11 protein-coding genes and 1 pseudogene are annotated in these 11,971 nt (G+C 55.2%); 3 read left to right on the top strand and 9 right to left on the bottom strand.

From position 1 onward, the window contains the following. The 3 genes from VN114_RS03870 to VN114_RS03880 all read left to right on the top strand — a co-directional run. Positions 1–690: OmpW/AlkL family protein (locus VN114_RS03870; RefSeq protein ID WP_325512181.1), on the top strand; the 690-nt coding region annotated here is incomplete at its 5' end. Positions 691–1,047: 357 nt separating this feature from the next. Next, positions 1,048–2,946 carry a methyl-accepting chemotaxis protein gene (locus VN114_RS03875; protein ID WP_325512183.1) on the top strand — a complete coding sequence of 633 codons (1,899 nt, stop codon included), beginning with the start codon at positions 1,048–1,050 and terminating at the stop codon, positions 2,944–2,946. 79 nt (positions 2,947–3,025) lie between these two features. Beyond that, entirely contained in the window at positions 3,026–3,250 is a 225-nt protein-coding gene (locus tag VN114_RS03880; RefSeq protein WP_325512185.1) for a hypothetical protein, read from the top strand. A 48-nt stretch (positions 3,251–3,298) separates the two neighbouring features. On the opposite strand, the gene VN114_RS03885 is transcribed toward VN114_RS03880, so the two are convergent. The 9 genes and pseudogenes from VN114_RS03885 to VN114_RS03925 form a co-directional block, all read right to left on the bottom strand. Continuing rightward, positions 3,299–3,517, bottom strand: a complete 219-nt coding sequence (locus VN114_RS03885) for a hypothetical protein (RefSeq protein WP_325512187.1) — start codon at positions 3,515–3,517, stop codon at positions 3,299–3,301. A gap of 175 nt (positions 3,518–3,692) precedes the next feature. Next, positions 3,693–5,165, bottom strand: a complete 1,473-nt coding sequence (gene rfaE1 / locus VN114_RS03890; protein ID WP_325512189.1) for a D-glycero-beta-D-manno-heptose-7-phosphate kinase — start codon at positions 5,163–5,165, stop codon at positions 3,693–3,695. Positions 5,166–5,169: 4 nt separating this feature from the next. Continuing rightward, positions 5,170–5,733 (bottom strand): D-sedoheptulose 7-phosphate isomerase, encoded by a 564-nt coding sequence (locus VN114_RS03895; protein WP_325512191.1) that lies wholly within the window; start codon positions 5,731–5,733, stop codon positions 5,170–5,172. Positions 5,734–5,847: 114 nt separating this feature from the next. After that, complete coding sequence (locus tag VN114_RS03900; RefSeq protein WP_325512193.1) at positions 5,848–6,936, bottom strand: glycosyltransferase; 1,089 nt, start codon at positions 6,934–6,936, stop codon at positions 5,848–5,850. Next, positions 6,933–7,973: a lipopolysaccharide heptosyltransferase II gene (gene waaF / locus VN114_RS03905; protein ID WP_325512195.1), complete on the bottom strand. Its 1,041-nt coding sequence runs from the start codon at positions 7,971–7,973 to the stop codon at positions 6,933–6,935. Before waaF ends, VN114_RS03900 begins: the two co-directional genes overlap by 4 nt. Before the next feature lie 69 nt (positions 7,974–8,042). Next, on the bottom strand, positions 8,043–9,062 hold the full coding sequence (locus VN114_RS03910) for a hypothetical protein (RefSeq protein ID WP_325512197.1): 1,020 nt from the start codon (positions 9,060–9,062) through the stop codon (positions 8,043–8,045). Next, positions 9,059–10,258: an O-antigen ligase family protein gene (locus VN114_RS03915; protein WP_325512198.1), complete on the bottom strand. Its 1,200-nt coding sequence runs from the start codon at positions 10,256–10,258 to the stop codon at positions 9,059–9,061. The genes VN114_RS03910 and VN114_RS03915 overlap by 4 nt, the downstream gene beginning before the upstream one ends. Positions 10,259–10,380: 122 nt before the next feature. Then, positions 10,381–11,427 carry a polysialyltransferase family glycosyltransferase gene (locus VN114_RS03920; protein ID WP_325512200.1) on the bottom strand — a complete coding sequence of 349 codons (1,047 nt, stop codon included), beginning with the start codon at positions 11,425–11,427 and terminating at the stop codon, positions 10,381–10,383. 268 nt (positions 11,428–11,695) lie between these two features. Further along, positions 11,696–11,971: pseudogene (locus VN114_RS03925) on the bottom strand (hypothetical protein); the annotation flags it as partial.

Raw genomic sequence — 11,971 nt, forward strand, 5'->3', positions numbered from 1 at the left:
CTCATGGCGGCGTTTTCTTTGCCCGCAGCCGCCCAGAGCGCGGGAGACAATATTGTCAATCTGGGGTGGTTTCATCTGTATACGGACGATTCCAGCAAACCTTTGAGTTTCAGCCAGCCGGGTATTGGTGCGATACCTAACAGCGGCTCCTCCGTCGGTGATGCCGATACTGTTGGCCTGGCTTTCACGCACTTCTTTACCGACAACTTCGCACTGACGCTGGACGCGGGTGTTCCACCAAAATTTAACCTGAAGGGCGAAGGTTCATTAGAATCATTAGGCCATCTTGGCAGCGCCAAACAATGGAGTCCGGCCATTCTTGCGAAGTGGTATTTCGGTCAGGCGGAAGATAAATGGCGGCCGTTCGTTGGCATTGGTGCAACCCACGTCTGGTACACAAGTGTCAAGCTGTCACCTGCCTTGCAAGCTCGTGTGACGCCACCGGTATTGGGCGGCCCGGGCTCAGCATCGGCCGACTTGAGTTCCTCGTGGGCTCCAGTCGCAAACATCGGTGTGACTTACAACCTCGACAAGAGATGGTCGATCGGCTTTTCCCTGTCCTACATTCCGCTGGAAACGGATGCAGAAATCACTGGCAGGAATGCAGCAGGCACCGTGATCACACGGTCTCGCACCAAACTGACACTCGACCCTTACGTCAGCTTCCTCTCGGTCGGCTATAAATTCTGACCATCACAAATCCGGCGACTTTCCCCGTCGCCGGTTTTTTAGCGCCTCTGTCTGGCCGCTGCCAGTCGACTTCCAAAAAATTCGGGCTTTGCCACTCCGACGCTAGTACTCTTCGTGAACGGCTATCGTTTTGCAAAAAACAGCCGATATACATCATAACAACGCCAATTTATATGGCGAGGCATGCGACCGCTTAGGGGAGATCAGGTGGCGACAGGCACTAAAAGCGCTTAATACGCTGATAAAAGCGCGTTTAATTGTGGCCACCATCATTCATCGTTACTCCCATATCCGGTTATTATGTTTCCCGTACGGAATGATTCAATACCGCAATCTAGCTTGTGAATGGATGTAGTGATGAACCGCCTCATACGATATTTCTCCAGGCTCGGAGTGGGAGCGAAGCTTTCCACCATTTCGTTTTTTATGATTGCGCTGCTTCTCGGCATATTCGTCTGGGCAAACGGCCGCGCGACCACGGATCTGCTCGAGCGCTCTGCTGCCGACGAGGTCAATGCAAAAAGTCGTCTGATAATTGGCATGACGCGTGATCCATCGATGATCAAAGACCGTTTGCTGTCGCTCAAAGTCGGCAAGACTGGTAGCTACTATGTGCTCGACGCGAGCAGTGGCAGCGATTTCGGCAAGCTGGTCATTGCGGCCAAACGCGAAGGCCAGAACATCCTCACCGACAAGGACATCGACGGTCGCAACTTCATCAAGGAAATACTGGATCGCAAGGACGGCGTGATTCGCTATCGTCCGGCCACCTCAGGTGCAGCCGAACGCATGGCGATCTTCACTTACTTCAAGGATCGCAACTGGGTTGTTGTCGGCGAAACCGATGCGAACGAGTTCTCGCGCGAAGCCACCTCGCTGCGTAATCTGTCTGCACTGGCGGCACTGATTGCATTACTGATCCTCGCCGCATTGCTGTATGCCGTCATCCGAAAAATGATTGACCGGCCGTTGGCGCAAGCCACCCACGTGGCCCGGCAACTTGCTGCGGGGGATCTGACGACGCGCATCGAAACCGATCGACGTGACGAAATCGGCCAGTTGCTGACCGCCATCAACGGCATCGGCCAGGGACTGGCCAACGTGGTCTGGCACATCCGCCGCGGTACCGAGATGCTGGCAACCGCCACGCACGAAATCGCCGACGGCAATCTCGATCTGTCGTCGCGCACCGAACAGCAAGCCGGTGCGCTGGAAGAAACCGCATCGGCAATGGAAGAGATGACATCGACCGTCAAGGAAAATGCCGCCAATGCCACCGAAGCCAATCAGCTGGCACGCACCGCATCGGAAGTCGCGGTCAAAGGTGGCAAGGTCGTTGGCGAAGTCGTCAACACGATGGATTCGATCAATGCGTCGTCCAAGAAAATCGTCGACATCATTTCCGTTATCGACGGCATCGCGTTCCAGACCAGCATCCTTGCATTGAACGCAGCAGTGGAAGCAGCCCGTGCCGGCGAACAGGGCAAGGGGTTTGCCGTCGTCGCCGGCGAAGTACGCAGTCTGGCGCAACGCAGTTCAACCGCTGCGCGCGAAATCAAGACGCTGATCGAGGATTCCGTCAGCAAGGTGCAGGATGGCAGCCGGCTGGTTGCGAATGCCGGCACGACGATGACGGAAGTCGTCGACAGCATCCAGCGCGTCAACGCCATCATGACGGAAATCAGTACGGCCAGTCGAGAACAGAGTAGCGGCATCGAACAGATCAATCAGGCGATTGTCCAAATGGATCAGGTCACGCAGCAGAATGCTGCGCTGGTCGAGGAAGCGGCTGCCGCTGCAGAAGCGCTGCAGAACCAGACCACGGAACTGAACAACGTTGTTGGCATCTTTACCATCAAGAGCGGCAGCCACGGTTCGATGGATGAAGCGCGAGACATGGTCGGCAAGGCGATCGAAGCCATGCATGAACATGGTCGCGAGAAAGCCTTTGCCGACATCAGCAACAAGCTCGGTCCTTACTGCGATCGCGATCTGTATGTCGTTGTCTACGACATGCACGGCCGAAACCTTGCTCACGGTGCCAACCCTGCATTGATCGGCAAAGACCTGATCGATGCAAAGGACGGCGCCGGCAATCTGTATGTGCGCGAGCGCATCAAGATCATTACGGAAAGAGGCAAGGGCTGGCAGGACTACATGTTCCTCAACCCGATTTCCAAGCAGGTCGAAGCGAAGTCGATGTATCTCGATCGTTATGAAGATTTGATCATCGGCTGCGGCGTCTACAAAACCTGATCTCATGTGCCGCGGCGCACATTGCAGAAGGTGCGCATCGTGCTAAGCTGGAACCGTCATTCTTCGAGAAGAGGTTGCCATGGCTGAAAGAAAACTGAGCACGCAGGAATTTCTGGATGAACTCAATCGCAATCTGAAGGAGCATCCGGGTTATGAAGACTGGATGCAGTTTGTCCCGCCGCCTGAAGGTGTCGAGCCCGACACGATTGAAGGATTTGAACGTGCCGGACCGCAACCACGTCATTCATTGTATGACCTCGTTGCACTGAAGGTCGGTGAAGCGTTCGAGATGTTTCCGAAATAAGAGGGTGACAGCCTGCATCGCGCAGGCTGCATGACGTTACCGCAATACTTACACCAGAATGCCGCGCGCGTAGGCCCAGTTTGCCTGCGGATGCGGCCGTTCCTCGTGGTCGTCCAGTAAATACGCTTCGGTAATTTCTCGCGGGAAGTATTCGAGATGTACCCAGAAATTCTGCGTTGTGCCGCGATAATTGGCCGATGACGTTTCGCCTGAAATCGAATCCTGGTACCAGACGACACGCAACTGGTTCAGCTCCACTTTTTTCATTTTGATCCCCGTCAGCACACTGTTTTTATTGTACGCCGCGCGATAAGGTGTCGCCACATGTCACCGCATGCGAAGCTTTTCAGAATACTTTCTCTTCGCAAATAAAAAATCCGCACAATCTGCATTGCACGGATTCCTGTTTTGAATGCGCCGCTATCCGAGTGCAACGCTTTCACTAGTGCGCAAGCTTGTCGATGATGTTCGATGTACTGCGGCCGGGCACGACGTCGACCAATGCGACGCGGCCACCCCAGGATTTGACTTCCTTGCCGCCGACCACCTGGTCTTCCGTATAGTCACTGCCCTTGACCAGAATGTCCGGCCGAACTGCATTGATCAAATTCAGCGGTGTGTCTTCGCCGAATAAAATGACGGCATCAATTGCTTCCAGTCCGGCGAGCACGCGCGCGCGATCGGCTTCGTGAATCACCGGCCGCGTCGGGCCTTTCAAAGTGCGCACCGAAGCATCGGTGTTCAAACCCAGCACCAGGCGATCACCCATCTTGCGGGCAGCTTCCAGGTACGTCACATGACCGGCATGCAACAGATCGAAACAGCCATTGGTGAATACGATCTTCTGCCCGCTTGCACGCCACGCATCGGCTTGCGCCTTCAGGCTATCCAGATCATGAATCTTGTTGACTTGCGCGGTCGAACCCTGCGCGATCAGTTCATGCAGCAATTCTTCACGCGTGATCGGCACAGTGCCGACCTTGCCGACCACGATACCGGCAGCGATGTTCGCCAGTTGCAACGCTTCCGTATGCGTCAATCCGGCGATCATGCCTGCGGCGAGCGTGGCAATAACGGTGTCACCGGCACCGGATACATCGAATACCTGCTTGGCGGTGGCAGAAATATGCTGCGTGTGTGTCGCATCGATAATCGAAATGCCTTCTTCGCCTCGCGTCATTGCGAGGAATTCCAGTTCCAGCGACTGCTGCAGTGCGGTGGCGGCGGCCAGCAATGCCTGATTGTCTTTCGGATCGACCTTGCACGCCTCGGCAGTTTCGCGCTTGTTCGGCGTCAGGGCGGTCGCACCGCGATATTTGCTGAAGTCGAGACCTTTCGGATCGACCAGCACCTTGATCTTCAGCTGGCGACAACGTGCGATCACTTTTTCGCACAGCGTTGTGCTCAACACGCCCTTTGCATAGTCGGAAAGGATGACAACAGCCGGTTGCTGTTCGATCTGTTGCAGCACGAGATCGAACAACTGCTGTGTTTCTTCCGCACTGATCGGTGCGCGACTCTCCTGATCGAGCCGCATCATTTGCTGATGCCCGCCGAGGATGCGTGTCTTGGTCGTCGTCGGACGATGTGCGGACTGCAGAATGCCGGATGGTGCGATACCGATCGCGGACAACATGTCGGACAACGTTTTGCCATCGGTGTCATTACCCGTGCAGCCCGCAATACGGGTAACGACACCGAGTCTGGCGAGATTGGCCGCAACGTTCGCAGCGCCGCCGACGCGATCGTAATGCTGCTTCAGCAATACGATCGGAACCGGCGCTTCGGGAGAAATACGCTCGACTTCACCGATCAGGTAACGATCCAGCATCAGGTCGCCAATGACCAGCGCCCACGCTTTATCGTTTCTGGCAGCGAGCTTGTTGCGAACAACGTCGAGCAATTGCGCGTGCATGGCCTTACTCCACATCCATGATTTCGCACACGCTGTGCGCAATAAACAGATGTGCTTCCTGGATGCGCGCCGTTTCCTTCGATGGCATGACCAGCGCGTAATCGCACATATCCGCCAGCTTGCCGCCGCTGCCGCCGGAGAAAAGAACCGTAATGGCACCAATCTGCTTCGCCACTTCGATTGCTTTGACCACGTTGCCGCTGTTACCCGAGGTTGAAATACCGACGACGACGTCCTGCGGGTCACATAGCGCTTCTACCTGACGCGAGAAAACATAGTCGAAACCGTAATCATTGCCGACCGCGGTCAGGATCGATGTGTCCGTCGTCAACGCAATCGCCGGCAAGCCACGTCGTTCACGCTTGTAGCGACCGACAATTTCTGCGGCGATGTGTTGCGAATCGGCCGCGCTGCCGCCGTTGCCCATCAGCAGGATCTTGTTGCCGCGCTGCAGGCACTCACGCATCACCTGGCCCACCGTGTCGATTTGCGGCAGCAGGGATTCCAGCTGCTTCATCACGTTCTGGTGATCATTCAGCGCGTTGCGCAAAAGTTCGAGATTGTTCATGGTTTTATCGATGTGAAATCTGGTATTCGGCAAAATTCGGCAAACGCCATTGCAATGACCGGAATGATACCCGGTCTGCGGCATCCATAACGGCACGGGAAACTCTGCTCGACATCAGGATCGATCGGCCAGTACCTTGCGATAAATCGCAAGATTGCCGTCTACCATCGCATCGATCGAGAATTCCGCCAGAATGCGGGCGCGCCCGGCTTGACCCATTTCCTTGCGCAAGTCGGCATCCTCCAGCAAGCGTCGCAATGCCGATGCCAAAGCAGGCACGTCGCCAGGCGGAATCAGCAAGCCGCTGACGTTTTCTGCCACTGCCTCCGGCAAACCGCCGGCGCGGCTGGTGACGATCGGCACCGCTGCAGCAGATGCCTGCAACAGCGACACGCCCAGTCCTTCCATATCGGCCGGATGCGCCAGGATGTCCAGTCCGCCCAGCCATTGCGGCAGATCGTTGCGAAACCCCGCAAAACGGATGATGTCGCCCAGGCCGTTTTTTTCTATCTCGTTTTCAAGTTCGCTCTGCAATGGCCCCTTGCCGAACAGCAGCACGCGCAGATCGGGAAAACTGCCCCGCAATGAGGCAACCGCTTCAATCAGATAGCGATGTCCCTTGCGCGGAATCAGCTGCGCCACCATGCCGATGATAATGGACTGATCCGGCAACGAGAACTCTCGGCGGAAAGCGGCACGATCGACCGGATTCAAATAAGGCGCAGCATCGACCGCGCTGCGCACACACGTCACGCGTTGTGGCGACAGTCCTTCATCGAGCAGTACACGCCGTATTCCTTCGGAAATCGTGATGACGTGATCGTAAAGTCGATACTTGAGCGCCACCTGCAGGCGCGACTCCGGGTTGTCGACACGTCGCGACAGGATGCATGGCGTGCCGGTCAGACGCGCTGCAATACCGCCCCACAAATCGGCACCACGACGGCTGTGCAGATGAACAATGTCCGGCTGCACGGTACGAATCAACTTTGCCAGACGCCATGCCATGCCGAAATCGGTATCGCCGCCCATCGCAAGTTGATGGACCTGTGCTGTCTTGCCGACTGCGTCGGCGATCTCTGCGCCGATCGGACACGCCAGAAAATTCTCGACGCCGCGCTGTGCGAGCCCTTCCATGATGTAAGCAACCTGACGTGCGCCACCGTAGTAGTGCTTGCCGGCCTCGACGTGCAGGATCTTCATGCGGCCTTGCCCATCGCCAGTTGCAGTTCGGCCAGCACATGTTCCGGGGTGATGTCACGCAAACAGGTGAACGCACCGCCGCAGGTCGGCTTGCGCCTGCATGGCGAGCAGGAAAGGCCGAGCCAGATCACGCGCGCGTTATCGCGCCCCGTCACACTGTACGGACAGGTCGATCCGAAAATCGCAACGGTCGGCCGGGCAAAGGCGATGCCCATGTGCGTCAGTCCGGTATCGACGCCAATGACTGCGCCCGCGTGACGAAACACGGCCGCGGCTTCCGCCAGATTGGTCTGTCCGACCAGGTTGACGATCGTCGGTGCGCCGGCTGCAATTTCCGTTGCCGCTTCGCGATCGGCGGGACCGCCCAATAGAACCGGCGTCAATCCAGTTTGCTGTTTTACCGTCGGTGCCAGCTTTTGCCACGCGTCGACAAACCAGTGCTTTTGCGGCCGCGTCGTAAAAGCGGCAAAGACGACGTATTTACCGGGCGTCACCCCGTTGGCAGCAAGACGTTCCAGCGCGCGCGCTTCGACATTCGGATCAAGATACAGCTGTGGCATGAAGTCGCCGGTATCGAGACCAAGCTGTTGTGCAAGATACAGATATTCGGAACTGATACGCGCTGAATCACCGCCACGTGAAACGATTTCAGTCATCAAGAATTGACTGCCCTCGCGCGACCCAAGGCCGATACGTCGCGGCGCACCCGTCATCCAGGCGAGGACACCACTTTTCAACAAGCCCTGCAGATCAATTGCGACATCGAATTGCTGCTCGCGCAACATCGTGCGAAAGGCGCGCATGCGTCGGAACACTTCCATCCGGCGTCCATCGCGCCACAAGGCTTTCCATTCCGCCTTGGGCCAAAGGATGCGTTCGTCAATATGCGGATCAGGACGAATCAGCGTATCCGTTCCCGGCTCTACCAGCCAAGCGATGTGTGCCTGCGGATAGGTTCGCTTCAATGCCTCGGCAATGGGGGATGCGAAGACGATGTCGCCGATTGCGGAGGTGCGGATGATGAGAATTCGTTTCACGTTCAGTCTGTCGACCAGTTAATAGGTGGGTAAAGGCAGCACGACAGCTAATAGCGTTAACAGCGCCGTCTAGTGTGTCACAAAGTCAATGAACTGAACGGCATGCCGGTCGATGTCTCCGTACGCGCGCATGCGCTCGCGTAAACCGTCGCTCAACTGACGGTGATTTTCAGCATCCAGCGCGAATTCGAGTTGCGTTTCCCACTCTTCAGGTGTACCTGCTTTTAGCAGACCGAGCACATCGATATTGTTGTACTCACCCACGCGCGAGGCCACAGTCGGTACATTCATCATCGCGCCTTCCGTCGCCTTGATGGCCGATTTGCACTGATTGAACGGTGTGTCCTCCAATGGTGCGATTGTGATGTAACTGTCGCGCACCAGTTCGGCGTATTTGCTGAACTTCACCCGTTCGAGCCGTACAACGCGCGGATGATTCAAACCGACATCAATGGGACCAACCAGTCGCACCGTCAAATCCTGGTGTTTTTCCAGCAAGCGTAATAACACCGGCACCACGATTGAAAAATCGCGGTCATGCGTGCGCGTGCCTACCAAGTAGGAAATATTACGACCGGTGTCCGGATTCGGCGTTATCTTGTTCCAGCTCCGATAACCACTGTTCGGAATTACATTACACACCGCATTCGGATACAACGCGCGATAACGACGTCTCAGCTCCTGCGTGGAAAATTGTACCTTGTCCATCATGGACATCGCTTCGGCATTGATGGCAAACGCCTCGCGTACTTCCTCTTGATTCGTTTTCCCGTTACGGATCGATGGTCGAAAATCCGCACAATCCGGATCAAAGATCAAATCATCCACATCGGCAATCAACATCACGCCGCGCTTGCGCAAACGACGCACAGCATGGTCGAACATCCATGAACGTTCGGGCCTCAGAAAAACGACCACGTCGAAATCGCTTCTGACCAACAACGCACTGACATGCAGCAAACTGGTTTTATGTCCCAATGCATTCAGCGCAAGTGCCAGATTTTCACAGCGGTAGATGAACGAACCGTCATTGCGAAACCTACGCAAACTTGGATGCACCGATACGAATGCAATTCGTAAAGGAATCATGAAGTAAGGACCTTATCTTTTTTAGCCAGAACTGCTGTCATCACGCAAAAAGTCAGTCCCGTATTGGAGCGCCATAAATAGCTTTCAAACAGGCAAACTACTGCGAACCCGATGAGGAAAGTCGTCATGCGCACGTCATAGCCGGCTCGTGCAGCTTGATAGAAAATTGCCAGCAACAGCGACAGCCCCAGCAAACCGGTGGTCACCGCCGTCATCAGAAATTGATTATGCGGATTGAATGAGTCAGGAGTCATCGCCCATTTTGCCGGTTTGGCCGCGGTATATTCTTTTTGAAAATCGCCACTACCTACGCCGAACAATGGATGCGAGACAAATACATGAAAGCTGGTCGTCCAGTAAACAAGCCTCAACCCGACCGACGTATCCGGATTTTCATGGAATGAGCGAATATCTGTAATCGCGGCATCGACGCGTTTTGCGAAATAGGATTGCGTGCTATATGCCGTAAAAAAGACGACCGGTAAAATGATCGCGCAAGCTAAAAGCGCCACACTGCGTCGACGGATTCGTTCAAATACAAACAACACGAATAATGCGGCAAACATCACCATGCCCGAGCGACCGCCAGAAAACGACAGGTTGAAGATGAGTATCGCAGTCATCACAATTGCAACCAGACGTGCGCTGCCCGTCGTTTGGAAAACGCGCGACAAGCAAAAATAGGCGCCAAGCGCAAGAATCGGTGTGTACAGGATGCGATCAACAAATGGCGCCGTATCGTACGTGCTTTTAACAACATGAATACCGGACGGCCAATTGGTAAACCAGTACATTTGCAGAAGATTGTAATTCGCCAGCAGCGCACACACTCCGAGCCCGGCAATCAATGCTGAAATATATCGCTCCCGATATGTCGGCTCCGCGCTGCTCCAATACAACAGAAATAGCAGGAAAGGTGTCTGCCGATCAACCATGGACCAACCTTTGGCGGTTTCTTCGGTCCATAACATCGCCAATATGTAGACGAGGTAGTAGGCAACAAACGCGAGACATAATTTGGATTGAAGAACCGCCCGCGACCTTTCGGCAAAACGTCCTTCCAACAGCCAAACGACCAGCAAGATGGCACTTAAGATATATACAAAACTGGCTTTCATCGGCAGTACAAAACATACTGCCGTTAGCAGCCAGACGCGCGCCCGCAAAAGTTTTTGTGTAGGGAAAATCATCGTCATCAGTGCGCTTAATAATTCGCCAGGTACGCCGAACGAATCAAATACAGATACGCTTAGGTATATTTATGGGTATTCGTATGAGGGCCACTAGTATAGCTGCCAGTGCGTCAATTAACTGTTGTTCAAACCACGTCTACGCCACACAATACAAACGCATTTTTCATATCCGTACATTCCTGCTCGGACTTGAATTTCACTCGATCCCAGCCAAACGCTCTGACCTGCACTGATTCCGGATAAATCTGCCGGGCAAACATCAACGCCGAAGAGCGCACACCAACCACCGCGTCATAACGTGTTGCAGCCATCCAGGATTCAAGGGCACCATTCGGCTCGATCAAACGATAGTCGGAATGTTGCAACTCCCGCATTGGATCTTTCGGATGTCCCTTGTAATCGACATCCGTGATTCCCTGCGCGGCAAGCCAGTCGTGGATTTCAATTGTCAGCGGGGCGAGATCCCGAGGTGCCAGAAGACCGGCACCGACCAGTGGCTGACCAACCACCAGTGCTCGTTTGCGACCGTCCTGGGCGACGTCTTGCGCAGAAACATCGACATCAACTAGTGGCAGCAATTCGACGACCTTGTCGTGCGGATATTCATGCGGCAATCCTGGCAGTACATACACGCGATCGACGAATGGCGCGTCGGAACCGATGCGATCACCGCTGAAGGTTTGATATACCAACTCCGGTGCAAGGAAGCGCCGCAGACGGCGTACCCGCTGGGCAATGCGTTTGTGCAGGTTCAGCGGATAGCGCCGAATGCTGATCAGTCCATCCGGAAGAATGCGCGCATGGACGTCATCTGCGCCGCTGGATTGCGGCAGGGCGTGCAGAAAATAGTTGATGGCTTCGGTATCAAATACCGCACTATGGATGACAAGCCGATCGCATTTGCCAACCAGATTCGCAATCATGGCGATATTGGCGCGCAAACGACGATGACGGCCGAATGCTCCCGGCAGCGGCTCCCAGCGTGGCCATGACATGTAAGTGCAGGCATCCCATTCTTCAGGATCGACCACCTGTTTCAATCCTGGCTTGTACCAGACCAATATCTGACGCGCACCCTGTTCAAAGCGCTCGGCAATACGCTTCGCGGCGAGATATTGCAGCGGTGAGGCAACAAAATAAACGGCAACGGTAACGGTAACGGGATCGGACATGTTCTTATAGGAATGATCGATACGTCCGGCAAGCCGAGGCATGGCCGGCACACAAGCAGCAGCCGAGCCGTACAACGGCATCGGCAAATATGATCGTATCGTGCAAGTCCAGGGAAATGATCAGGCGCAGATTTTAAACGGTTTTGCCACGCAATGAACGTGTCGCAAAGAGGTTGTCGATTTTTCACTCTTCCATGAAAAAACCCGCGCAACTCACGCTGCACGGGTAACCCATTCTCATGGGAGGGGAGGAGACACTAACGGTAAATCAGTAACGCGGATACCCGTAGCCCGGTCCAGGCGGCGGTGGCGGAGGGTTGTATTGCGGCGACGGATTCTGGTAACCAGGGTTTTGATAGGTCGGTGCCGCAAAACGGCCCTGCACCGGAATGTGATTGCCTTTCGCGTACATGCACTGTTGATAGGCAAAGTCGTAATGACGCTGCGTAGCGTAGCCGGAGGCGTTGGCCGCGTTGGAACCGGCCGCGCTGCCGGTCAGCAGGCCGACGCCCGCGCCCACTCCCGCACCGCGACCACCACCGAT

This window comes from Oxalicibacterium sp. (assembly GCF_035565035.1).
Classification (GTDB): Bacteria; Pseudomonadota; Gammaproteobacteria; order Burkholderiales; family Burkholderiaceae_D; genus Oxalicibacterium.

Excerpts from the sequence above, each read along its gene's own strand:
- VN114_RS03875 (WP_325512183.1), top strand. The coding sequence starts at position 1,048 with ATGAACCGCCTCATACGATATTTCTCCAGGCTCGGAGTGGGAGCGAAG.
- VN114_RS03880 (WP_325512185.1), top strand. The coding sequence starts at position 3,026 with ATGGCTGAAAGAAAACTGAGCACGCAGGAATTTCTGGATGAACTCAAT.
- VN114_RS03885 (WP_325512187.1), bottom strand. The coding sequence starts at position 3,517 with ATGAAAAAAGTGGAGCTGAACCAGTTGCGTGTCGTCTGGTACCAGGAT.
- rfaE1 (WP_325512189.1), bottom strand. The coding sequence starts at position 5,165 with ATGCACGCGCAATTGCTCGACGTTGTTCGCAACAAGCTCGCTGCCAGA.
- VN114_RS03895 (WP_325512191.1), bottom strand. The coding sequence starts at position 5,733 with ATGAACAATCTCGAACTTTTGCGCAACGCGCTGAATGATCACCAGAAC.
- VN114_RS03900 (WP_325512193.1), bottom strand. The coding sequence starts at position 6,936 with ATGAAGATCCTGCACGTCGAGGCCGGCAAGCACTACTACGGTGGCGCA.
- VN114_RS03910 (WP_325512197.1), bottom strand. The coding sequence starts at position 9,062 with ATGATTCCTTTACGAATTGCATTCGTATCGGTGCATCCAAGTTTGCGT.
- VN114_RS03915 (WP_325512198.1), bottom strand. The coding sequence starts at position 10,258 with ATGACGATGATTTTCCCTACACAAAAACTTTTGCGGGCGCGCGTCTGG.
- VN114_RS03920 (WP_325512200.1), bottom strand. The coding sequence starts at position 11,427 with ATGTCCGATCCCGTTACCGTTACCGTTGCCGTTTATTTTGTTGCCTCA.